The sequence below is a fragment of the Microbispora sp. H10830 genome, assembly GCF_014161375.1.
Classification (GTDB): domain Bacteria; phylum Actinomycetota; class Actinomycetes; order Streptosporangiales; family Streptosporangiaceae; genus Microbispora; species Microbispora catharanthi.
This window is the reverse complement of record NZ_JABBWX010000007.1, coordinates 341,099-362,539: the sequence shown is the minus strand read 5'-3', so window position 1 is coordinate 362,539 and position 21,441 is coordinate 341,099. Positions and strand designations below refer to the sequence as shown.

The window sequence follows — 21,441 nt, the reverse complement described above, 5'->3', positions numbered from 1 at the left end:
GTCCCTGTACGGCGCCGGAGGCGGTGCCTATGGTTCGTGGGAGCGCTCCCAAGCGCAGTATTCATCGCCAGGAGGACCTTCCCAATGAGATCCACCCCCCGACCGGGAGCCGTGAGCTCCACGGTGCGCCGCGGCCTGGTCGCGGCGGCCGTGCTCGCGCTCGGTTCCACGGCGGCCGTCGCCACCGCCACCTCGGCGAGTGCCGCGGTCTCCTGCAAAGTCAACTACTCCGCCAGCGAGTGGCAGGGCGGTATGTCCGCCAACCTGACCATTCAGAACCTGGGCGACGCCCTCAACGGCTGGACGCTCACGTTCAGCTTCCCGAACAGCAGCCAGAAGGTCAGCCAGGGCTGGTCGGGCAACTGGAGCCAGTCGGGCAGCAATGTGACCGTGACCGCCATGGACTGGAACAAGTCCCTGGCCACAGGCGGCTCGACGAGCATCGGCTTCAACGGAACCTGGTCCGGAAGCAACCCGGCGCCGACCGACTTCAAGATCAACGGCGTGGCCTGCAACGGGACCGGCCCGACGCAGTCCCCGTCGGCCTCGCCGTCCGTCTCGCCCTCGGCCTCGCCCTCCCCGAGGGTCTCCCCGTCGGCCTCGCCCTCTCCCCGGGTCTCCCCGTCGGCGTCCCCGTCGCCGTCCGCTTCACCGTCGTCCTCGCCGCCGCCGCCCGGGACCCACGTGGACAACCCGTACGCCGACGCCACGGGCTACGTGAACCCGGACTGGTCGGCGAGCGCGAAGTCCGAGCCGGGCGGTTCGCGGGTGGCCAACATCTCCACGGCGATCTGGCTGGACCGCATCGCGGCGATCAGCTCCGGCTCGGCCGGCAACAACAGCATGGGCCTGCGTGACCACCTCGATGAGGCGGTCAGGCAGGACGCGGCCAACGGCAGCGCGCCTCTCACGATCCAGGTCGTCATCTACGACCTGCCGAACCGCGACTGCTCGGCGCTCGCCTCCAACGGCGAGCTGAAGATCGCGCAGGACGGCCTCGCGCGGTACAAGAGCGAGTACATCGACGTGATCGCCGGGATCATGGCGGACTCGAAGTACTCGAACCTCCGCATCGTGACGGTCATCGAGCCCGACTCGCTGCCGAACCTGATCACCAACGTCAGCAACTTCCAGGCGTGCCAGGAGGCCCAGTCCTCGGGCGCCTACGTCCAGGGCGTCCAGTACGCGCTGAACAAGCTGCACGCGATCAAGAACGTGTACACCTACGTGGACGCGGCGCACCACGCCTGGCTCGGCTGGGACAACAACTTCCAGCCGATGGTGAACCTCTTCTACCAGGTCGCCACCGGCACCACCGCCGGCGTGAACAGCATTGACGGCTTCATCGTGAACACCGCCAACTTCGCCGCGCTGACCGAGCCGTACTTCAACATCAACACCACGGTGAACGGTCAGTCGGTGCGCCAGTCCCACTGGGTCGACTGGAACTGGTACGTGGACGAGTCGTCCTTCGCGACCGGTCTCCGCAACGCCCTGATTTCGAAGGGCTTCCCGAACACCATCGGCATGCTGGTCGACACCTCCCGCAACGGCTGGGGTGGCTCGGCCCGGCCGACCAAGGCGAGCACGTCCACCGACGTGAACACCTTCGTCAACGAGTCGCGCGTCGACCGCCGCATCCACGCCGGCAACTGGTGCAACCAGTCCGGCGCCGGTATGGGTGAGCGGCCGAGGGCGAACCCCGCCGCCGGTTTCGACGCCTACGTCTGGATCAAGCCCCCGGGTGAGTCCGACGGTTCCAGCTCGGCGATCGACAACGACGAGGGTAAGGGCTTCGACCGGATGTGCGACCCCACCTACACCGGTAACAGCCTGAACGGCAACAACATGTCCGGTGCTCTGGGGGGCGCCCCGGTTTCGGGCCACTGGTTCTCCGCGCAGTTCCAGCAGCTCATGCAGAACGCCTACCCGCCCCTCTCGTAACACGAGGCGCGAGTGACAGCGGGCCCCGCCGCATCCGCGGCGGGGCCCGCCCCTGTTTTCCGGCCCTGTTTCCGGCCATGGAGCCGGTCAGGAGTAGTGGTTCGACCTGCTGCTCCGGGTGAGCTTGAGCACGACCGACACGATCAGCGCGATGGCGCCGATGATCAGAACCCACTTCAGCGCGCCGAAGATGAGCCCGATGACGGAACCGAGAAGGAAGAACCCGACGATGACGGCTGCGGCGATGAGGAGAATGCGTCCCATGCCTTCACCGTACGGGCCGCCCTCCCGCCGTTCACAGGGCCGAAGGCCAAGTTCAGGGCAGACTCAGGGTCATCTCAGGGTGGGGGAGGGGGCCCGCTCCGGCGTCAGTCGTTGGCGTGCAGCGCGGCGTTGAGCTCGATGCCCCTGCTGTCGCGGGACACCGCCTCGACCGCCCCGGTCGTCGAGTTGCGGCGCAGCAGCAGGCCCGACTTGCCCGACAGCTCCCTCGCCTTCGCGACCGTCCCGTCCGGCAGCGTGACCTTGGTGCCCGCCGTGACGTACAGCCCGGCCTCCACCACGCAGTCGTCGCCGAGCGAGATGCCGATGCCGGAGTTGGCCCCGAGCAGGCAGCGCTCGCCGATCGAGATGACCTCCTTGCCGCCGCCGGACAGCGTCCCCATGATCGAGGCCCCGCCGCCCACGTCGGAGCCGTCGCCCACGACGACCCCCGCCGAGATGCGGCCCTCCACCATGGAGACGCCGAGCGTGCCGGCGTTGTAGTTGACGAAGCCCTCGTGCATGACGGTGGTGCCGCTCGCCAGGTGGGCGCCGAGCCGTACGCGGTCGGCGTCGGCGATCCGCACCCCGGCCGGCAGCACGTAGTCGACCATCCGGGGGAACTTGTCCACGCCGTACACGGTCACCGGGCCCCGGGCCCGCAGGCGAAGCCGCACCTCCTCGAAGCCCTCCACCTTGCAGGGGCCGTGGTTGGTCCACACGACGTTGGCCAGCAGCCCGAAGATCCCGTCGAGGTTGAGCGCGCGGGGCCGGACCAGACGGTGGGACAGCAGGTGCAGGCGCAGATACACGTCGTGCGCGTCGGCCGGCGGGGCCGACAGGTCGGCGATGCCGGTGCGCACGGCCACGACCTCGACGCCCCTGGCGAGGTCGGGGCCGACCAGTTCCGCCATGCCCTCGCCGAGGTCCTCGCCCGCGATCGGCTCGGTGCCCACGGCCGGGGGCTCGCCCAGCGCCGGGAAGGGGAACCAGGTGTCCAGCACGGTGCCGTCCGCGGCGATCGTGGCCAGGCCGATGCCGTACGCACCCGAGGTGGTGGAGTCGATAGCTGTCATGTGCACCTACGCTACCGGCTCACGAGGAGGGGTCTCCTGGACGGACGAGGCCCGACTCGTAGGCGTAACGCACGGCCTGGGCGCGGTCGCGCAGGCCGAGCTTGGCCAGCAGGCGGTTCATGTGCGTGCTCACCGTCGCCTCGCTGATCGACAGCGTGTCCGCGATCTCGCCGTTCGACAGCCCCCGTGCGACCAGGCGCAGCACCTGCTCCTCCCGGGCGGTGAGTCCCGTCTCGGGCGGCGGCGCGGCGGGCTGCGCGCGGCGGTAGGCGTCGACCACCCGGCCCGTGACGGCGGGGTCGAGCAGCACCTCCCCCCGGGCGGCGCTGCGGATCGCGGCGAACAGGTGCTCGGGCGGGGAGACCTTCAGCAGGAAGCCGCTGACCCCGGTGTGCAGGGCCTTGTCGAGGTTCTCGTCGGTGTCGTAGGTCGTCAGCATGATCACGCGCGGCGGCTCGGGCACGGACAGGATGCGCCGGGCCGCTTCCAGGCCGTCGAGCCGCGGCATCGCGATGTCGAGCAGCACGACGTCGGGCCGCAGGCTCCGGGCCAGGTCCACGGCGCGTTCGCCGTCGGATGCCTCGCCCAGCACGGCGAGGTCCGGCTGGGTGCCGATGACCAGGCGCAGCCCGGCCCGGATCATCGCCTGGTCGTCGGCGATCAGAATGCCGATCACACGCTCGTTCAGAGGGGAAGCACCGCCCTCACGCCGAACCCGCCCGAGGCGAGCGGTCCCGCGGTGAGCGTGCCGTGGAACAGCGCGGCCCGCTCCCGCATGCCGATCAGCCCGTGGCCCGCCCCGCGCCCGGCCGTCCTGGCCCGGCGCTCGCGCGGCCCGTGGTCCACGATCTCCAGGTGCAGCTCGCCCGAGTGGTACGCCACGGTCACCGTCGCCCGGGTCGGGCCGGCGTGCTTGAGCGCGTTGGTCAGCGCCTCCTGCACGATGCGGTAGGCCGACAGGTCGAGCCCGGCGGGCAGCGGCACCGGATCGCCGCGCACCTCCAGGGTCACGTCGAGCCCTGCCGCCCTGACCTGGTCGAGCAGGTCGTCCAGCCGGTCGAGGCCGGACTGCGGGCCCGAGTCGGCCTGCGGCCCGCGCAGCAGGCCGAGCATCCGGCGCAACTCGTCCACGGCGCCCCGGCCCGTCTCCTCGATCGACGCGAGCACCTGCCGCTCACGCTCCTGGTCCTCGCGCAGCATGAGCCGTACCCCGCCGGTCTGCATGGTCATCACGCTGACGCTGTGGGCGACGATGTCGTGCAGTTCGCGGGCGATGCGGGCGCGTTCCTCCGCCACGGCCTCGCGGGCCAGCAGCTCGCCGCGTTCGGCGGCCTGGACGGCGAGCACGCGGTGGCGGCGCACGGCCAGGCCGGCTCCGGCCGCGATCGCGGACATCACCACGGCCACGGCGACGTCGCCCGGCCCGGACGCGGGGGACGCGGTGGACATCATGGCGGCCACGTACGCGCCGCTCGCCGCCAGGCCGACGGCGGCCCGCACGCTGCGCGGCCGCACCTCGGACAGCAGGGTGAACAGCAGCACGAGCTCGGTGTAGAACTGCCAGGCCGACGCGGTCTGGGACTCCAGGATGAGCAGCGGGACGGTGACGGCGCAGTAGACGAACAGGATCGCGAACGGAGCGCGGCGCCGGAACAGCACGGCGACGGCGGCGGCGACCCCCGCGGCGATCCACAGGGGGAGATGGTCGCGGGCCGGGCCCGTCGAGCGCCCGCCGACCTCCTCGGCGATCGCGAACAGGCCCACGACCACCGCGACGAGCCAGTCGACGAGAGTGGGGGGACGGCGGTGGAGCACGATCCAGAGAGTAATGGGTGCAGAGAGTAACGGTCGCCCTAAATGCACCGTTCCGCCACTTAGGTGAGAGGAATCCGCCTCTAGGTGGACATGAGGTCAAAGTGTGCTTTGACGACGCCGCGGAGGACCGATCCGTACGGTCCTCCGCATGCTTACCAACGCGAACACCTTCCGCCGCGTCGCGGCGGGCACAAGCCTCATCCTCGCCCCGCTCTGCCTGCTCCTCGGCATGGCCGTCGATCCGTCCGAGCCCGGGGTCGACGACCCCCTCGCGTACGCGCACAACCCGGGCGCCGTGGGCGTCAGCGCGACGCTCCTCCATTACGCGTGGATCCTGTGGGTGCCCGGAGTGATCGGCCTCGTCCACCTCGTACGCAAGAAGGGCGTGGTGCTCGCCAACATCGCGGGCGTCGTGGCCGTCCTCGGCCTGATCAACTTCTCGGCGCTGATGATCTCGGACTTCTTCGACATCGTGGCGTTCCGGATGCTGCCGGTGGACCAGGCGGAGAAGCTCATGCAGGACGCGGCGCAGCCCGCGATGACCATCGCCTGGCAGATGCCCGGCATGATCGGGTCGTTCCTCGGCCTCGTGCTCGTGGCCGTCGCGTACGCCTGGGGAGGCCGGGCCGGGTGGTGGTTCCCGGCCGGTGTGCTCGTCGGCATCCTCGTCTGGCTGTTCGGCGCGAGCGCGTGGAACCTCGTGCTCGGCCTCGGCGGCCCGGTCATCCTGCTGGTCGTCTTCGGAATCGTCGGCGTATCGATGATCCGCATGCGCAACGAGGAGTGGGCGACCTCCGACGCCGCGTGACCGGTGGTAACGCACTGTTTCAGTGGGTTTCAGGTTGACAAGGGGGATTACGGGGAAAGTTGACTCGGCGCGACCGAGTCGCGTAAACATCGGCCCGATGGGGGGCGAATGACCGACGTGCAGAGGTACGCCCGGGACTGCTTCCGCGGGGTCACCTCCGACCGGTTGGGCGTCGAGCTGGAGTTTCTGGTCTTCGACGCGGACAACCCCGCGCTTTACGTCCCCATCGCCCGGATCGCGGGTGCGCTCCCCGCGCTCCCGGGTGGCAGCCGGGTGACGTTCGAACCGGGCGGGCAGCTCGAACTGTCCGCCCCGCCGGACGTCCTGCCCGTCGCCGTCGCGAAGCTCACCGCCGACGTCGACGCCGTACGGCTCGCGCTCGCCCGGGCCGGGCTGCGGCTGGGCGGCCGCGGCCTGGACACCCTGCGCGCGCCCCTGCGGCAGTTACGAGAGCCCAGGTATGAGGCGATGGCCGCGGTCCTGGAGCGGCCGGACGGCCTGACGATGATGTGCTCGACGGCGTCGATCCAGGTCAACCTGGACTTCGGTGAGGATCACCGGGCCCGCTGGGAAAGGGCCCACGTGCTCGGCCCGGTGCTGGTGGCGGCCTTCGCCAACTCGCCCGCCGACGGGTGGGCCTCCGGCCGCCAGGCCGTGTGGGGCAGGCTCGACCCGAGCAGGACCGCGCCGGTCGCGCGGAACGGCGACCCGGCGGACGACTGGGCGCGCTACCTCCTCGACGCCCGCCTCATGCTGGTCCGGGGGACCGGCGGACTCCTGCCGGTCCTCGACGGCTCGGCGTTCCGCGACTTCGCCCGCGTGGCCGGGCGGCCCCCCACTCAGGCCGACCTCGCCTACCACGCCACCACGCTCTTCCCGCCCGTGCGGCCCCGGGGCTGGCTGGAGGTGCGCTACCTCGACGCGCAGGGGGCCGCCGAGTGGCCCGTGTGCGTGGCCGTCGTCCACGCGCTCGTCACCGACGACCGGGCCGCCGGGATCGCCGTGGAGGCGGCCCGGCCGGTCGCCCACCGGTGGGCGGACGCCGCCCGCCTCGGTCTCGCCGACCCCGATCTGCGCCGCTCCGCCTCGGTCTGCTTCGCCGCCGCCGCCGAGGCCCTGCCCCGCCTCGGGGCCGAGCCCTCGCTGGTCGCCCGGGTCCGCGCGTTCGCCTCTCGGCACATCGAATCCGGCCGATCGCCGGCCGCCGACCAGATGGAGGAGATGTTCGCGTGACCGATCTCGACGCCGTCCTGGGCAACGCCGGCCCGACCGGCCTGAAGGAGCGGATCGCGGCCGAGCTCGCCGCCGTACGCGAGCGGTCGCTCGCCTACACCGACGCCGACGACGACATGCTCGTGCGCCAGCACTCGTCCCTGATGTCGCCGCTGGTCTGGGACCTCGCCCACGTCGGCAACTACGAGGAGCTGTGGGTGCTGCGCGAGGTGGGCGGCATCGAGCCGCTGCGCCCGGAGATCGACCACCTCTACGACGCGTTCAGGTATCCGCGCAAGGACCGGCCGACGCTCCCGCTGCTCGGCCCGGCCGAGGCCAGGAAGTACATCTCCGGCGTGCGCGGCCGGGTGCTCGACGTCCTCGACCGGGTGGACCTGACCGACCCTGATCCGCTGCGGTCCCGCGGCTACGTCTTCGGGCTGGTGTTGCAGCACGAGCATCAGCACGACGAGACCATGCTCGCCACGCTCCAGTTGTCCCGGCGGCCGGGCCTGGTCCGCGACGGGGAGCTGCCGCCCGGCAGGCCCGCGGCCGAGCCCGAGGTGCACATCCCCGCCGGGGTCTTCAGGATGGGCACCGACACCACGCCCTGGGCGTACGACAACGAGCGGCCGGCCCACCGCATATACCTGCCGGGTTACTGGATCGACCGCCACCCCGTGACGAACGGGGCCTACCTGGAGTTCGTCGAGGACGGCGGCTACCGCGACCCGCGCTGGTGGCTGCCGCAGGGCTGGGAGTGGGCCGAGCGGAACGGCGTGGAGGCCCCGCTGTTCTGGACGCGCGACGGCGACACCTGGTGGCGGGTCCGGTTCGGCCGGGAGGAGCCCGTGCCGCCGGACGAGCCGGTGCAGCACGTCTCGTGGTTCGAGGCCGACGCGTACGCCCGGTGGGCGGGCAAGCGCCTGCCGACCGAGGCCGAGTGGGAGAAGGCGTGCGGCGGCCGCACGTACCCCTGGGGCGAGGCCGACCCCGGCCACCTCGGGCGCTGGGCCAACCTCGGCCACCGCGCGGCCCGGCCCGCGCCCGCCGGGGCGTTCCCGGACGGCGCGAGTCCTTATGGCGTAGAGCAGCTCATCGGGGACGTGTGGGAGTGGACCGACTCCTGGTTCCAGCCCTATCCGGGCTACCGGTGCTTCCCCTACGAGGAGTACAGCAAGGTCTTCTTCGGGGAGACCTACCGGGTGCTGCGCGGCGGGTCGTGGGCCACCCATCCCTCCGCCGTCCGCACGACCTTCCGCAACTGGGACTACCCGATCCGGCGGCAGATCTTCGCCGGGTTCCGCTGCGCCCGCTCGGAGGAGTGAGGGATGTGCCGCCACGCGGCGTGGCTGGGCCCGGCGCGGGCCCTGACCACGCTCATCAGCGACCCCGAACACGGCCTGCTGCGCCAGTCGTACGCGCCGCGCCTGCAGAAGTACGGCACAGTGAACGCCGACGGCTTCGGCTTGGGCTGGTATGACGGGTCCCGGCCCGTGCGCTACCGCCGTACGGTGCCCATCTGGGCGGACGCCAACATGCCCGGCCTCGCCGCGGCGGCCCGCTCGACATGCCTGATCGCGGCGGTGCGGTCGGCCACGGTCGGGATGCCGATCGAGGAGACGGCCACCGCGCCGTTCGTCGACGGGCCCTGGCTGCTCAGCCACAACGGCAGGGTCAGGCGCGAGGCCGTCCGGCCCCTCGCGGCCGACGCGGAGAGCGGGTGCGACTCGGCGTGGCTCGCCGCGGCCGCGTTCACCCGGTTGCGGGACGGCCTGCCACTCGCCGACGTCCTGCCCGCCGTCGTCCGCGCGGCCGCCGAGGGCGACCCTGAGGCCCGGCTCAACCTGCTCGTCACGGGAGGTTCCCACCTGGCCGCCGTCGCGTGGGGCGACACGTTGTTCACGCACCTGGAGGAGGGGGTGCTCGTCGCGAGCGAGCCGCTGGACGACCGGCCGGGCTGGCGGGCCGTGCCCGACCGGAGCCTGCTGCTCGCGTCCCCCGACGGCGTTTCGGTGACACCCATCGATTGAGAGGCGACATGAGCGTTAGCGTTATGGACCATCTCGGCGCCGACTACCTGCGCCATGCTCTGGAGAACGACGTGCGCGCAGGGCTGACCTCGTCGCCCAAGTGGCTGCCCCCCAAGTGGTTCTACGACGCCGCGGGCAGCGAGCTGTTCTCCCGGATCACCCGGCTGGCGGAGTACTACCCGACCCGGCGCGAGCTGGAGATCCTGCGCCGCCGCGCCGTCGACGTCGCCGGCCTCAGCCGCGCCGACACGCTCGTCGAGCTGGGCTCGGGCACCAGCGAGAAGACCGTGCTGCTGCTCGACGCGCTGGCCAACGCGGGCGTGCTGCGGGCCTACACGCCGGTCGACGTGGACGACGTCACGCTCGAGGCCGCGGCGGAGCGGCTCGCCGTACGCTATCCCGGCCTCGACGTGCGGCCGGTGCGCGCCGACTTCGAGCAGCACCTCGCGCTGCTGCCGAGGACCGGCAGGCGGCTGGTGGCGTTCCTCGGCGGCACGATCGGCAACCTCCCGCCCGCCGCGCGGGAGGTGTTCCTCAAGGAACTGCGCGCCACGCTGCGGCCGGGCGACACCCTGCTGCTCGGCACCGACCTGGTGAAGGACAGGGGGCGGCTGGTCGCGGCATACGACGACCCGGGAGGCGTGACGGCCGCCTTCAACCGCAACGTGCTGCACGTGCTCAACCGGGAGCTGGACGCCGGGTTCGAGCCGGAGGCGTTCGAGCACGTCGCGCTGTGGGACGAGGACAACGACTGGATCGAGATGCGGCTGCGGGCCACCCGGCCCATGGAGGTCCCGATCAGGACGCTCGGCCTCACGGTCGCCTTCGCCGAGGGCGAGGAGATGCGCACGGAGATCAGCGCCAAGTTCCGCAGAGAGGGTGTGCTCGACGAGTTGTCCCGGGCCGGGTTCGCGGTCTGCCGCTGGTACACCGACAGCGCCGCCGACTTCGCGCTGACTCTGGCCGTCGTCGGGAGCGCCCGCCCGGGCGTCACCGGCTGAGCGTCACCGGCTGAGCTGGGGCGCGCTGCTCGCGGCCGCGGCGACCGCGGGCAGCGGCAGACGCAGGACGAAGCGGGCGCCGCGGGGCGAGTCCTCGACCCGCAGCGTCCCGTGGTGCGCGTCCGCCGTGACGCGGCACAGGGCGAGGCCCAGCCCGGTGCCCTTGGGGTCGCGGCGGCGCCCGTCCTTCAGGCGGACGAACGGCTCGAAGACCCGCTCGCGGTCCTCCGGCGCGATGCCGTCGCCGTCGTCGAGCACGGTGACGACCGCCTCGTCCCCGGCCCGCCCGACCGTGACGTCGACCCTGCTGTACGCGTGGCGCTGGGCGTTGACCAGCAGGTTGGTCAGCACGCCGCACAGCTGGACCCGGTTGCCGAGGACGGTCACCTCGTCCTCGATCTCGACGTGCACGGGCACGCCGTCCGTGCGGGCGGCGGCCTCCTCCCGCGCGAGCGTCCCGAGGTCGACCGGCTCGGGTTCGTCCGTCGCGGCCGTGCGCACGCGGGCGACCGTGAGCATCTCGTCGATGATCGCCTGGCACCTCTCCGTGGTCCGCACCGCCGTACGGATCGTCTCGTACGGATCGGTCTCCTCGCGGTAGAGCAGGGCCTCCTCCAGTTGCGTGCGCAGCCCGGCGAGCGGGGTCCGCAGCTCGTGGGAGACCATCGAGGCGAAGTGCCGCTGCTGGCGCACCGAGGTGTCGAGGCGTTCGAGGAAGTTGTTGGAGGCCCGCGCGAGCTCGGCGATCTCGTCGCGCCCGGGCGGCTGGGGGACGCGCAGGCTCAGGTCGCGCACGCTGATCTCGGTCACCCTCTCACGAATCTCTCTGACCGGACGCAGCGTGCGGCCCGCGGCGCGCCAGCTCGCCCAGGTCCATCCGGCGGTCATCAGCAGCACTCCGATCGCGATGAACAGTTCCAGCCGCCGCGTGGCCAGGAGGCCCGGCTCGGTCCTTCCCGCGTACACGGCGTGCGGCTCGCCGTCCCAGAACAGCCGGGACTGCACCGGCAGGACCCGTACGGCGGTGAGCACGACGCACCGGCCCCGGTCCGGGCATTCGATCCGGTACTGCAGGCGGTCCTGGCCCGTGGGGAAGGGGGAGGTCAGCGGGGCCCGGCCGCTCGCCGCCCGGCTGGCGGTGATCACCCGGTTGCGGGAGTCGACGAGTTGCACCAGGTCCTCGTGCGCGGCCGGAGGCTCGGAGATGCCGTTGGGGCCCATCGAGGCGATCCAGTCGGTGGCCACCCGCTGGGTGTCCATGAAGAGATGGCTGTGGATCCGGTTGCGTACGGCGATGTCCAGGCCGAACCCGATCACCGTGAGGACGACGAGGGAGAGGACCGCGCTCATCAGTGCGGTCCGCGCCTGGATCGAGCGCGGGCGTAAAAGGGAAGGCATGCGCCAGCCCGCCATGACCCCTCCGTTCGTGTCCGTAATGCAATGCTCAGGAAAAAAATGTTAATAAGGGCTATCTGGAAACCGGGCCGTCTGAACACGTGGGATCGCAATACTTGCGATAACAAGGCGAAGGATCGACGATTCCTTTGCCTGATCACTCATCCGCCCTGGTAGACGGCCTATACGACGCCTTTCCGGAAGTGAAAGGTGTTTTTCCTGTGAAAGTGCTCGCTCCGGCCGCGAGGACGAGACAGGCGGCGACGACGGCCGCGACCGTGGGCCAGGGGACGACCAGCGGAACGGCCGTGCCGGACTTCTGCGCCAGACCGGCGCGCATTCCGAGCAGCGCGGGAACGGCCACGGCGAGGCCGAGCACGGTGCCGATCCCGGTGACGAGCGCCGCCTCGGCCGCGGCCGCCGCGGTCGCCTGCCGCCGCGTCGCGCCGGACAGACGCAGGACCGCGAACTCGCGTGCGCGTGCCGACGCCGCCATGACCTGCGTGTTGACGATCGCCAGGCCCGAATAGCCGGCCGAGACCCCGACCAGCAGGAGCGTGAACAGCCAGACGAGCCGGTCCTCCTCCGCCTGGTCGCCGGCCGCGCGGTCGGCGACGCTCACCGTCCTCGCCCCCGGGAAGACCATCCCGGCCGGCCGGGACACGTACGCCTCGGGGGTCAGCGCCGACGGGTCGTGCGCCCGGACCGTGTCCCTGGAGACCAGCACCTCCGCCGGCGCGCCGGGCAGGACCGCCGCGATCCGCAGGCGCACGGCCCTGCCGTCCTCGAAGGTGAGCGGCACGACGTCTCCCTTCCGCCAGCCGTGGTCCCGGGCGACCCATTCCGCGACCGCCGTCTCGTCCCCGGCGAGGTGACCGTCGCCCAGCGCGGCGAGCGGCCGGTCGCCGTACACGGTGGTGGGCAGCGGGGCCGTGATCTCCGAGGGGGCCGACGCCGCCGCGAGCGCCGCGTCCGACAGGCCGGGGGCGCCGTCGGGCACGAGCACCGTCGCGGCGGGGGTGCCGGCCGCCCGCCCCGCCGTGTACGCCGCGGCGGTCGTGCGCACCATGCCGGTGACGAGCACGGCGAAGCCCACCGTCAGCAGCACCGGGGCCGCCGTGGCGGCGGTGCGCCGCACGGCCGTCATCGCGCTCCGCCCGGCCAGCATGCCCACGGCCGGCCGGGAGACCGGCCACGCGAGGACGCGGACGAGCGGCGGGAGGACGACCGGCGCGAGCAGGGTGAGCCCGGCGATCAGCGCCATCGCGGCGAGCAGGACGTCGTTCACCAGGGCGTCCTCGCCCGCGGACCCGCTCGCCACCGCCAGGGCCAGGCCGCCCGCGACCGACACGACGCCCGCGATCCACCGCAGGCGGGTCATCGGCGTGCCGCCCGTCGTGTGGTCGCGAAGGGCCTCCAGCGGGCGGACGCGGGCGGCCCTGCCCGAGGCGGACCACGCGCCGAGCAGGCCCGCCGCGATCCCGGCCGCGACCGCTCCGGCCACGGGCAGCGGGGCGAACCGCACGCCGAACGACTCGGGCTCGAAGCCCGCCGCGACGAGCACCCCGCCCACGGCGGGCGCGACGGCCGCGCCCAGCAGCGCCCCGACCGCGGCGGCGACGGCTCCCACGGCGAGCGCCTCGCCGTACACGATCAGCCGCACCTGGCGCGGGGTCGCGCCGACCGCCCGCAGCAGGCCGAACTCCCGGCGCCGCTGGGTGACCCGGAACGCGAACGTGGAGGCCACGACGAACACCGACACGAACCCGCCGAGCAGCGCCATCGCGGTCAGCACCTGCATGCCGATCCAGCGGGTCCGCGCGTCGGCCGCGGGCTCGGCCGCCGCCCGGTCCGGCCCGGCGAGCACCTGCCCGGACCCGCCGACGACGCCGAGTACGGCACGCCGCACGGCGTGGGGGTCGATTCCCGGCCGGGTGAGCAGTCCGATGACGCGGACCCCGCCACCGAGGCGCGCGGCCTCGCCGTCGGAGACGTACGGGCCGGGGCCGTCGGTGAGCCCGCTGACCGTGTAGAGCGCGGGTCCCCTGGCGGTCAGCAGCGTGACGGGCGAGCCCGGCGCGAGCCCGGGCGCGCGTCCGAGCACGACCTCTCCGGCGCGGACGGGCGGCCTGCCCGCCACCAGCCGGTGCGGCGCCAGCGCCGCGGTGCTCCAGCCTCGTGCCTCGTGCGCGCCGGCCGGTCTGCCCCGGACGACGGCCTGGGCGTAGAAGGCGCGATCGGGCAGGGCCGCCGCGACGCCGGGCACCGACGTCAGCGCGCGGACCAGCGCCTCCACCGTCTCCGGAGACCAGGGCCGGTTCTCGGCGAAGGCGTTGTCGTCGCCGGGCACGCCGGGGGTGCGTACGAGCAGGGACGCGGCGGCGTACCGCGCGGGCACCCGCGGGCCCGCGGACGTCAGCAGCAGCGCGCTCGCGGTGAGGACCGCGGCGCCGAGGCAGAGCGCGACGAAGGTGCCCGCGAGCCCGGTCCACCGGCCCCTTCCGGCCGGCCCGAGCAGGGAGAAGCTCAGCATGCCTCCTCCAGCAGGGCCATGCGGGCGGCGATCTCGGCGGCGCTCGACCGGCTCAGCTCCCCGGCGAGCCGGCCGTCGGCCAGCAGCACGACCCGGTCCGCGTACGCCGCGGCGGCGGGGTCGTGCGTGACCATGACCACGGTCTGCCCGTGGGCGTCGACCAGCGCGCGCAGGAGTTCCATGACCACGCGGGACGCGGCGCTGTCGAGCGCGCCGGTGGGCTCGTCGGCGAAGAGCACGGCGGGCTCGGTTCGTCTCGACCGGGTGATGAGGGTGCGGGCGATCGCCACCCGCTGCCGCTCGCCGCCGGAGAGCTCGGCGGGCCGATGCCCGGCCCGCCGCTCCAGGCCGACCTCGGCGAGCGCGTCGCGCACCTCGTCAGGGCCGGGGCGGCGCCCGGCCAGGCGGAGGGGGAGCGCCACGTTCTCCTCGGCGGTGAGCGCGTCGACCAGGTTGTACTCCTGGAAGACGAAGCCGACCCGTTCCCGGCGCAGCAGGGTGAGCGCCTTCTCGCTGAGCGGGCCGAGGTCGGTGCCGCCGATCAGCACGGTCCCGGACGTCGGCCGGTCGAGCCCGGCGGCGCAGTGCAGCAGCGTGGACTTGCCGGAGCCCGAGGGCCCCATCACGGCGGTGAAGGTCCCCTGGCCGAAGCCGAGGGTCACGCCGTCGAGAGCGGTCACCGCGCCGGGCCCGGTGCCGTACACCACCTGGACCGAGTCGAGCAGGACCGCCTGCCCGGTTGTCTGTGTCATGTGGCTCAGCCAACCGGCGGCGGGCCCGCGAGGCATTGGCGCTGGGGCGAGAACCAGGGGTATCCCCAGCACTACCGACACCGGCGCGCCAAGCGGTTAGCGTCGGTGCCGTGGCCACCCCGCTCCTCGTCCCCGCCCCCATGACCCTTGTGCCCCGGACCGCGCTGGACGCGCTCAGCGGGCCGCCCCAGCGCTTCCTGGCCTCGGCCTGGCCGTGGAGGTCTCTGGCGTACCTGCTGGCCGGGGTCGTCCCCGGCCTCGCGTTCGCCGCCGTCCTGGCGCCCGTCCGTGCGGTGGGCGGCCTGCTCGCCGCGCCGCTGTCCCTCGTGGTGGCCGCCGTGCTGCTGGCGCCCCTGGCCCGGTTCGAGCGGTGGCGGCTGCGCCTCGCGGACCGGCAGCCGGTGCGCGGACTGCCGGACGGCTGGTGGCCGGGGTGGCGGGAGGCGGGGCACGCCCTCGTGGCGCTGCTCGCGCTCTGGTGGGTCGACCTGCTGGTGGTGGCGGCCGCGATCGCCGGGCCGGTGGTGCTGATCCTCTCCCCGGTCGTGCAGCCGACCGCTCCCGAGGGCGAGGCCACGCTGGGGGAGACCTTCGTCGGCTCGGCCGTCGGGCTGTTGCTGGTGCCCGTCGCGGCGTACACGATCGCCGCCTGGGCGGGCGCCAGGGCGGCGATGGCGCGGGCGATGCTCGTCCCGCAGGAGGCCGAGATGCGGGAGATCGCACGCTCCCGGGCGCGGCTGGTGGACGCCTTCGAGGCCGAGCGCCGCCGCATCGAGCGCGACCTGCACGACGGCGCGCAGCAGCGGCTCGTCGCGCTGTCGATGAAGCTGGGCCTGGCCGGGCTCGACCTGCCGCCGGGCTCGCCCGCGGCCGTGCGGCTCGACGAGGCGCGCGAGCTGGCCGGGCAGGCGCTGGCGGAGCTGCGCGAGCTGATCCGCGGTGTCCATCCACAGGTGCTCGCCGACCGCGGGTTGCCCGCCGCCGTACGCGACGTGGCCGGCAGGTCGCCGGTGCCCGCGGAGGTGGACGTCGAACTGGACCGGCGGCTGCCCGAGCGGGCGGAGGCGGCGGCCTACTACGTCGCCTGCGAGGCGCTGGCGAACGTGGCCAAGCACAGCGGGGCCGGCTCCTGCGCGGTGCGCGGCCGGCTGCGCAGGGGCAGGCTCGTGCTGGAGATCGCCGACGACGGGCGCGGGGGAGCGGACCCGGCGTGCGGCACCGGCCTGACCGGGCTCGCCGACCGGGTGGCGGCCGTCGGCGGCACCCTGACCGTCGAGAGCCCGTACGGCGGCCCGACCACGGTGAGGGCGGAGATCCCGTGCGAGTGGTGATCGCCGAAGACTCGGTGCTGCTCCGGGAGGGCCTCGCCGGCCTGCTCGGACGGTTCGGGCACAGCGTCGTCGCGGCCGTCGGCGACGCCCCCGCGCTGATCGCGGCGGTCGCCGAGCAGGACCCCGACGTCGTCGTCGCCGACGTGCGCATGCCGCCCGGCTTCAGCGACGAGGGGCTGCGGGCCGTGCTGGAGCTGCGGGCGGCGCGGCCGTCCCTCGCGGTGCTCGTGCTCAGCCAGTACGTCGAGCAGACCTACGCCGCCGAACTGCTCGACCAGACCCGCTCCCCGGCCGGGGGCGGCGTCGGCTACCTGCTGAAGGACCGGATCGGCGACGTCACGCAGTTCGCCGGCGCGGTGACGACGGTCGCGGGCGGCGGCACGGTGATCGACGCCGAGGTCGTCCGGCAGTTGCTGCGCGGGCGCCGCGACCCGCTGACCCGGCTCACGCCACGCGAGCGCGAGGTGCTCGCCCTCGTCGCGGAGGGACGGTCGAACGCCGCGATCGCCCGCGCGCTGTTCGTCTCCGAGGCGGCCGTCGCCAAGCACATCGCGAGCATCCTGGCCAAGCTCGACCTGCCTCCGGACGCCGACGACCACCGCCGGGTGCTCGCCGTGCTCGCCTACCTGCGCGCCGCCGTGTGAGCGGGTCCTCGTCGCCGCTCCGGAGAGCGCCCGGTCAGCGACCGGCGCTGGAGACAACCTTCTCGGGAACGACGCGCACGGTGATGCGCTGCTCTCCGGGCTGCCGGTAGGGGTAGGCGTCCACCCCGAGGTACTTCTTCGCCAGGCCGTCGATGACCGCGTCCGCGCCTTCGAGCACCAGCTCGGCGGTGCCCGAGACGCTGACGAAGCGGAAGGCGTTCTCCGGGTCGAGCACGCTGACCGACACCCGGGGGTCGTTGCGCAGGTGCCGCTCCTTCGCCCGCCCCACGGCGGTGTTGAAGATCACTTCGTCTCCGTCGACGTCGACCCACACCACGGTGTTGTGCAGCGATCCGTCCGGCCGGACGGTCGTCACCCAGGCGTGGACCGGTTCCTTCAGCAGAGCTACGGCGTTCTCATCGAGCTTGCTCATCTGCTCCTCCTCGGTTCGTCAGCGCTGCCTTGAATCGGCGGCGGACACGAGATCACATTCTTCCCCCGATGACGGGGTGGGAAGACGCTCGGGGGAGAGCCGGGCGGCGCGTCGTTTCCTGAGCCATCGCACCAGCTCGACGATCACGGCGATCGACAGCGCGATGCCGAGGCCGAGGAACAGGCCCTTGATCGGGTCGTTCTCGAACGCCATGCCGCCGAAGAAGCCGATCAGCCCGGAGTACACCGCCCACGAGCCCGCCGCGATCGCGTCGAAGAACGTGAACGAGCGCAGCGGATGCCGTACGGCGCCCATGGTGAGCGTGGTCGCGGTGCGTCCACCGGGGATGTATCTCGCCACGACCAGGACGAGACCGCCCCGCTCGGCCAGCGCGTTCCGCGCCCAGACGAACGGCTTCCTCTCCCGCAGCCTGCCCGCCGACCTGCTGCCGATCAGGTAGGAGATGTGGTCACCCGCGCATGCGCCGAGAGCCGCGACCACGATGACCAGGGCCAGGTTGGTCTCGCCCGACGCGGCGAACACCGCGGCGGTGATCACTGAGGTCTCGGCCGGCACGACCGGGAAGAAGCCGTCGAGCAGCGCCAGGGCGAACAGCGCCACGTATAACCAAGGCGATGACATCACCTGCTGGACCAGGTCGAGGATCGCGTGCGACATCAGCGTGACTCCGATCGTTGGGGCACTGGGTACACCGTGTCGGCCGAGGAGCGTCGGGGACATCCGGGAGGTCCCGGGTCGGAGGCGGGCCCATCCCGCACAGAGGTCAGGGCCGACACGCCATGAAGCTAGACACTCAGCAGGTCAGGGCACATCGGACGATCGGCGGGCGTCAGCCCCTACTTTCGTATGCGAAAGCGCCGGCGTCAGGCGAGGTCGGCGTCGTGGACGAGGATCGCGGCCTGCACCCTGTTGGCCAGGCCCAGCTTGGCGAGCAGCCGGCTCACATGCGCCTTCACCGTCGGTTCCGACAGCTTCAGCTCCCGTCCGATCTCGGCGTTCGACAGGCCGCGCGCCAGCGCCCTGATCACGTCCTCCTCCCTGGCCGTGAGCGCGGCGAGCCGCTCGCGCGCGACCTCGGCACGCGAGGGCGCCTTGTGGACGAACGAGCCGATGAGCCTCTTCAGGACGACGGGGGAGAGCATCGCGTTCCCCGCGGCGACCGTGCGGACCGCGGCGATCAGCTCACGCGGCGGGGTGTCCTTGAGCAGGAACCCCACGGCGCCCAGACGCAGCGCCTCGTGGACGTACTCGTCCAGGTCGAAGGTGGTCAGCATCACCACCTTCGGGGCGCCGGCGGCGCGCGGGAGCCGCGCCGCGGCGGTCAGGCCGTCCATGCCGGGCATCCGGACGTCCATGAGCACGACCTCGGGCCTGAGCCGGGCGGCCGCGCCGATCGCCTCCTCGCCGTCACGGGCCTCGCCCACGATCACCATGTCGCCGGCCGACTCCAGGATCATCCGCAGCCCCGACCTGACCAGCGCCTCGTCATCGACGATCAGTACGCGGATCATGCGGCGGGAATCCTCGCCAGCACCTGGAAACCGCCTCCGTGCGGGCCGGCCTCCAGGGTGCCTCCGAGCAGCTCGACGCGCTCGCGCAGGCCGACCAGTCCCCAGCCGGATCCGGGGAACCCCTCGCCCGTGGGGGACGTCGCGTTGCGGATGAGGACCTCCAGCTCGGCGGGCAGGTAGCGGACGACCACGTCGGTCTCGGCGCCACGTGCGTGCTTGTGCACGTTGGTCAGCGCCTCCTGGACCACCCGGTAGGCGGTGCGTTCCGCCGAGTGCCCGAGCGGGCGGGCCGGGCCCTCGTCGCGCCGGTTGACCATGAGGCCGAGGGCGCGCGACTGCTCCAGCAGCCGGTCGAGGTCGGCCAGCGTGGGCTGCGGGTCGCGGGAGGCGTCCGGCGAGCGCAGGACACCGAGCACCTCGCGCAGGTTGTGCAGCGCCTCCCTGCCGACGTCGCTGATCAGGGCGGCCGCCTGGGCGGTACGCTCGTCCGGCGCGCCGACCTCCAGCGCCCCGGCGTGCAGGACCATCAGCGACACCCGGTGCGCGACCACGTCGTGCATCTCCCGCGCGATGCGGGCGCGTTCCTGGGCGCGTGCCTGCTCCGCGCGCAGGACCTGCTCCCGCAGCAGCTGTTCGGCCTGCTCGCGCACGGCGTCGAGCACCTGCCGCCTGGCACGGCTCCACAACCCGGCCACCAGCGGAAGCCCGACCAGCGCGCCGCCCAGGATGAGCACGTTGGGCGAGGAGCCCATCGCCAGCGCCCGGTGGCCGCCGCTCAGGCGGGAGACGACTCCGCCCAGCGCCCACACGGCGGACGCGCCTGCCGCGTAGAGCCACAGAGCCTGACGGCGCCCCAGGTGAAGGCCTGCGTAATAGGAGGCCACGACCGCCGGCGGCCACATGGCGAGCCAGACGTAGGCGACGGCCGCCACCACGGTCACCGGCCACACCGAACGCCTGGCCGCGACCGTGGCACCCGCCGAGGCCGCGGCGACCGCCAGGGCCACCGGGGCGGGCACGGTCGTCGCGACGCCGGCCCAGCCGGACACGGAGCCCGCGCAGAGCACGAACACCGCGCTCCCGAGCGCCCACGGCAAGGCCCGATCCAGGATGCCCGAACCGGTAGAGGTCATGGTCAGAGGCTATTGGGCGGCCGGCGGAGCGACCCCCTACGAAAGTCGCGCACGCCGCGTGACCTTCGCAGGGGACGGTGCGGCAGCGCCGCCCGGCAGGGTGACGGCCATGAAGAACACGCACCGGCATGTGGAAGCGCTGGCTCACCGTCACCGGCGCCGAGCACGTGAGCTTCGTCGACTACGCGGTGCTCGGGCCGCAGCTCGGCATGCCGGCGTATCCGATCGACGGTGAACGCTCCCTCACGATCACTCGGGAATACGTGACCGCCTTCCTCGACACGCACCTGAAGGGCAAGCGGCGGCCCCTGCTCGACGGGCCGTCGGCGGAGTATCCGGAGGTCGGGTTCTGGTGAACGTCACCGCGCCGGGACCGGCTCGAGGGTGGGCATGACGCGCCGGACCTGCTCGCGAACGCGGGGCGCGAGTTCGGCGGTCAACGGCGCCTTCTCGGTCCGCAGCCGGTTGAGCGCGACGGCGAGCGCGGTGCCCCACAACAGGTGTCCCGCCAGCAGTGCGGCCTGGCGTCCCGCGCGGTCCTTCGGCGCGGGCGGATACGCGCCGATGCTCGGCGCCAGGCCCTGGTAGCCGAAGTACCACACCAGCAACCCGTACGCCGTGCCGATGGGCACGGGCACCCGCTGTCCGGCCGACAGCAGGCCGAGCAAAGATCCGGAGGAGGAGCCGAACGCGAAGTGCGCGATCGTCCCGAGCACGTTCTCACCCCTCCTGGGCTTGTCCCGCCCGGAAAGGGTCAGCCGCGCGAACCGCCGCGGCGGCGGCTCCTCCAGCAGGCCGGCCCTGTCCGCCGCCATCAGCATCGCGCTGTACACGGCTGTCGCGAGCGCGCCGCCGACGGCGCCGTTCACCAGGTTGCGCATCATGAGGAGCCTTTTCCCACCCGGACCGGATCACCTGCCCTCGGGGTGCCCCGTTCTCGGTAAACAATCAAGGTCCCGCCTCGGCCGGCGCGGATCCGGCAAGGCGGCGTCCTGTCACCGGCCGGCGAGTCTGCGGAGAAGCCGGCGGACGGATCCGGAGCGCGACTCGGCTCGGGTCCCCTGGTCGCGCGGACGGGCGGGCTCGGTCTGTACGAGCCGGCAGCCCAACGACATGTAAGCGTGCAACTGGTCGTAGTAGATGCGCCCGGTGGCGAACCTGCCGTCTTCCGCCGTCCACATGCCGCACCCCGTCCAGGAGACGGGGCGGCCTGTGCCGGGGATCACGGTGCCGTCCGGGAGCAGCATTTCCCCCGTCTGGGTTCCCGACGAGACCCATTCGACGGCGACGGTGTCATCGTGAACCAGCATCGTGGTGACCCTGCTCGTCAGGTCGGGCACGGTGGAGAAGAACTGGCCGAAATACCACTCGATCTGTTCGTGCCCCTCCACCATGCCGACGGGGGTCACGATAACGGCGTCCGGGTGGAAACAGTCGAGAAGGCGCCTCTCGTCGTGCGCGCGGAGCGCCTCCGCGAAAGCGTCATGGATCTCCCGAGGATCGCGCATGGCTCCCCCTCGCCTCCCTGAAGCGTACGT

Annotated in this window: 22 protein-coding genes; 9 read left to right on the top strand and 13 right to left on the bottom strand. The window is 72.8% G+C overall.

The features are described from left to right. Nucleotides 1-84: 84 nt before the first annotated feature. Entirely contained in the window at nt 85-1,944 is a 1,860-nt protein-coding gene (locus HHX35_RS20470) for a glycoside hydrolase family 6 protein (protein WP_182900346.1), read from the top strand. A gap of 87 nt (nt 1,945-2,031) precedes the next feature. Here the strand turns inward: HHX35_RS20470 and HHX35_RS20465 are convergent, their stop codons facing one another. The 4 genes from HHX35_RS20465 to HHX35_RS44675 form a co-directional block, all read right to left on the bottom strand. Beyond that, the gene (locus HHX35_RS20465; protein WP_156081201.1) at nt 2,032-2,208 is read right to left on the bottom strand and encodes a hypothetical protein; all 177 of its coding nucleotides are present in this window, start codon (nt 2,206-2,208) and stop codon (nt 2,032-2,034) included. Between the two features lie 104 nt (nt 2,209-2,312). After that, entirely contained in the window at nt 2,313-3,281 is a 969-nt protein-coding gene (gene dapD, locus HHX35_RS20460) for a 2,3,4,5-tetrahydropyridine-2,6-dicarboxylate N-succinyltransferase (RefSeq protein WP_182900345.1), read from the bottom strand. A 19-nt stretch (nt 3,282-3,300) separates the two neighbouring features. Then, on the bottom strand, nt 3,301-3,957 hold the full coding sequence (locus HHX35_RS20455) for a response regulator transcription factor (RefSeq protein ID WP_310739192.1): 657 nt from the start codon (nt 3,955-3,957) through the stop codon (nt 3,301-3,303). Between the two features lie 8 nt (nt 3,958-3,965). Then, nucleotides 3,966-5,096: a sensor histidine kinase gene (locus tag HHX35_RS44675; RefSeq protein WP_182900344.1), complete on the bottom strand. Its 1,131-nt coding sequence runs from the start codon at nt 5,094-5,096 to the stop codon at nt 3,966-3,968. Nucleotides 5,097-5,244: 148 nt separating this feature from the next. On the opposite strand from HHX35_RS44675, the gene HHX35_RS20445 reads away from it, so the two are divergent. The 5 genes from HHX35_RS20445 (at nt 5,245) to egtD (ending at nt 10,150) form a co-directional block, all read left to right on the top strand. Beyond that, nucleotides 5,245-5,904 (top strand): hypothetical protein, encoded by a 660-nt coding sequence (locus HHX35_RS20445; protein ID WP_182900343.1) that lies wholly within the window; start codon nt 5,245-5,247, stop codon nt 5,902-5,904. Nucleotides 5,905-6,012: 108 nt separating this feature from the next. Further along, the gene (egtA, locus tag HHX35_RS20440; protein WP_182900342.1) at nt 6,013-7,137 is read left to right on the top strand and encodes an ergothioneine biosynthesis glutamate--cysteine ligase EgtA; all 1,125 of its coding nucleotides are present in this window, start codon (nt 6,013-6,015) and stop codon (nt 7,135-7,137) included. Then, on the top strand, nt 7,134-8,444 hold the full coding sequence (gene egtB, locus HHX35_RS20435) for an ergothioneine biosynthesis protein EgtB (protein WP_310739191.1): 1,311 nt from the start codon (nt 7,134-7,136) through the stop codon (nt 8,442-8,444). The genes egtA and egtB overlap by 4 nt, the downstream gene beginning before the upstream one ends. A gap of 3 nt (nt 8,445-8,447) precedes the next feature. Then, entirely contained in the window at nt 8,448-9,149 is a 702-nt protein-coding gene (egtC, locus tag HHX35_RS20430; RefSeq protein WP_182900341.1) for an ergothioneine biosynthesis protein EgtC, read from the top strand. Between the two features lie 8 nt (nt 9,150-9,157). Then, nucleotides 9,158-10,150: an L-histidine N(alpha)-methyltransferase gene (gene egtD, locus HHX35_RS20425; RefSeq protein WP_182900340.1), complete on the top strand. Its 993-nt coding sequence runs from the start codon at nt 9,158-9,160 to the stop codon at nt 10,148-10,150. Nucleotides 10,151-10,153: 3 nt separating this feature from the next. Here the strand turns inward: egtD and HHX35_RS20420 are convergent, their stop codons facing one another. The 3 genes from HHX35_RS20420 to HHX35_RS20410 form a co-directional block, all read right to left on the bottom strand. After that, nucleotides 10,154-11,500 (bottom strand): HAMP domain-containing sensor histidine kinase, encoded by a 1,347-nt coding sequence (locus tag HHX35_RS20420; RefSeq protein WP_182900339.1) that lies wholly within the window; start codon nt 11,498-11,500, stop codon nt 10,154-10,156. A gap of 202 nt (nt 11,501-11,702) precedes the next feature. Next, nucleotides 11,703-14,078, bottom strand: coding sequence for an ABC transporter permease (locus HHX35_RS20415; RefSeq protein ID WP_182900338.1), 2,376 nt, complete (start codon nt 14,076-14,078; stop codon nt 11,703-11,705). Further along, a complete protein-coding gene (locus HHX35_RS20410) occupies nt 14,072-14,830 on the bottom strand; it encodes an ABC transporter ATP-binding protein (RefSeq protein WP_182900337.1) in 759 nt (252 codons plus the stop codon). Before HHX35_RS20410 ends, HHX35_RS20415 begins: the two co-directional genes overlap by 7 nt. Nucleotides 14,831-14,940: 110 nt before the next feature. On the opposite strand from HHX35_RS20410, the gene HHX35_RS43575 reads away from it, so the two are divergent. Then, on the top strand, nt 14,941-16,161 hold the full coding sequence (locus tag HHX35_RS43575; protein ID WP_310739190.1) for a histidine kinase: 1,221 nt from the start codon (nt 14,941-14,943) through the stop codon (nt 16,159-16,161). Beyond that, nucleotides 16,149-16,805 carry a response regulator transcription factor gene (locus tag HHX35_RS20400; protein ID WP_182900336.1) on the top strand — a complete coding sequence of 219 codons (657 nt, stop codon included), beginning with the start codon at nt 16,149-16,151 and terminating at the stop codon, nt 16,803-16,805. The genes HHX35_RS43575 and HHX35_RS20400 overlap by 13 nt, the downstream gene beginning before the upstream one ends. A 34-nt stretch (nt 16,806-16,839) precedes the next feature. On the opposite strand, the gene HHX35_RS20395 is transcribed toward HHX35_RS20400, so the two are convergent. The 4 genes from HHX35_RS20395 to HHX35_RS20380 all read right to left on the bottom strand — a co-directional run bounded on the left by HHX35_RS20395 (nt 16,840) and on the right by HHX35_RS20380 (nt 19,903). Continuing rightward, the gene (locus HHX35_RS20395) at nt 16,840-17,238 is read right to left on the bottom strand and encodes a PPOX class F420-dependent oxidoreductase (protein ID WP_182900335.1); all 399 of its coding nucleotides are present in this window, start codon (nt 17,236-17,238) and stop codon (nt 16,840-16,842) included. 18 nt (nt 17,239-17,256) lie between these two features. Next, a complete protein-coding gene (locus HHX35_RS20390; protein WP_182900334.1) occupies nt 17,257-17,916 on the bottom strand; it encodes a DedA family protein in 660 nt (219 codons plus the stop codon). 206 nt (nt 17,917-18,122) lie between these two features. Further along, the gene (locus HHX35_RS20385; RefSeq protein WP_182900333.1) at nt 18,123-18,770 is read right to left on the bottom strand and encodes a response regulator transcription factor; all 648 of its coding nucleotides are present in this window, start codon (nt 18,768-18,770) and stop codon (nt 18,123-18,125) included. Then, a complete protein-coding gene (locus HHX35_RS20380; RefSeq protein ID WP_182900332.1) occupies nt 18,767-19,903 on the bottom strand; it encodes a sensor histidine kinase in 1,137 nt (378 codons plus the stop codon). The genes HHX35_RS20385 and HHX35_RS20380 overlap by 4 nt, the downstream gene beginning before the upstream one ends. Nucleotides 19,904-20,031: 128 nt before the next feature. Here HHX35_RS20380 and HHX35_RS20375 point away from each other — a divergent pair, with 128 nt between their 5' ends. After that, nucleotides 20,032-20,259, top strand: coding sequence for a hypothetical protein (locus HHX35_RS20375; RefSeq protein ID WP_182900331.1), 228 nt, complete (start codon nt 20,032-20,034; stop codon nt 20,257-20,259). A gap of 3 nt (nt 20,260-20,262) precedes the next feature. Here HHX35_RS20375 and HHX35_RS20370 read toward each other — a convergent pair whose 3' ends face one another. Together HHX35_RS20370 and HHX35_RS20365 are read right to left on the bottom strand one after the other, a co-directional pair. After that, nucleotides 20,263-20,787, bottom strand: coding sequence for a DUF6789 family protein (locus tag HHX35_RS20370; protein ID WP_182900330.1), 525 nt, complete (start codon nt 20,785-20,787; stop codon nt 20,263-20,265). 111 nt (nt 20,788-20,898) lie between these two features. Next, nucleotides 20,899-21,411: an ester cyclase gene (locus HHX35_RS20365; RefSeq protein WP_182900329.1), complete on the bottom strand. Its 513-nt coding sequence runs from the start codon at nt 21,409-21,411 to the stop codon at nt 20,899-20,901. Nucleotides 21,412-21,441: the final 30 nt, after the last annotated feature.

Bases quoted from the DNA above. Each gene is read 5' to 3' on its own strand.
- HHX35_RS20470 (WP_182900346.1), top strand. From the start codon at position 85: ATGAGATCCACCCCCCGACCGGGAGCCGTGAGCTCCACGGTGCGCCGC.
- HHX35_RS20465 (WP_156081201.1), bottom strand. From the start codon at position 2,208: ATGGGACGCATTCTCCTCATCGCCGCAGCCGTCATCGTCGGGTTCTTC.
- dapD (WP_182900345.1), bottom strand. From the start codon at position 3,281: ATGACAGCTATCGACTCCACCACCTCGGGTGCGTACGGCATCGGCCTG.
- HHX35_RS20445 (WP_182900343.1), top strand. From the start codon at position 5,245: ATGCTTACCAACGCGAACACCTTCCGCCGCGTCGCGGCGGGCACAAGC.
- egtA (WP_182900342.1), top strand. From the start codon at position 6,013: ATGACCGACGTGCAGAGGTACGCCCGGGACTGCTTCCGCGGGGTCACC.
- egtC (WP_182900341.1), top strand. From the start codon at position 8,448: ATGTGCCGCCACGCGGCGTGGCTGGGCCCGGCGCGGGCCCTGACCACG.
- egtD (WP_182900340.1), top strand. From the start codon at position 9,158: ATGAGCGTTAGCGTTATGGACCATCTCGGCGCCGACTACCTGCGCCAT.
- HHX35_RS20420 (WP_182900339.1), bottom strand. From the start codon at position 11,500: ATGAGCGCGGTCCTCTCCCTCGTCGTCCTCACGGTGATCGGGTTCGGC.
- HHX35_RS20415 (WP_182900338.1), bottom strand. From the start codon at position 14,078: ATGCTGAGCTTCTCCCTGCTCGGGCCGGCCGGAAGGGGCCGGTGGACC.
- HHX35_RS20410 (WP_182900337.1), bottom strand. From the start codon at position 14,830: ATGACACAGACAACCGGGCAGGCGGTCCTGCTCGACTCGGTCCAGGTG.
- HHX35_RS20395 (WP_182900335.1), bottom strand. From the start codon at position 17,238: ATGAGCAAGCTCGATGAGAACGCCGTAGCTCTGCTGAAGGAACCGGTC.
- HHX35_RS20390 (WP_182900334.1), bottom strand. From the start codon at position 17,916: ATGTCGCACGCGATCCTCGACCTGGTCCAGCAGGTGATGTCATCGCCT.
- HHX35_RS20385 (WP_182900333.1), bottom strand. From the start codon at position 18,770: ATGATCCGCGTACTGATCGTCGATGACGAGGCGCTGGTCAGGTCGGGG.
- HHX35_RS20380 (WP_182900332.1), bottom strand. From the start codon at position 19,903: ATGACCTCTACCGGTTCGGGCATCCTGGATCGGGCCTTGCCGTGGGCG.
- HHX35_RS20375 (WP_182900331.1), top strand. From the start codon at position 20,032: ATGTGGAAGCGCTGGCTCACCGTCACCGGCGCCGAGCACGTGAGCTTC.
- HHX35_RS20370 (WP_182900330.1), bottom strand. From the start codon at position 20,787: ATGATGCGCAACCTGGTGAACGGCGCCGTCGGCGGCGCGCTCGCGACA.
- HHX35_RS20365 (WP_182900329.1), bottom strand. From the start codon at position 21,411: ATGCGCGATCCTCGGGAGATCCATGACGCTTTCGCGGAGGCGCTCCGC.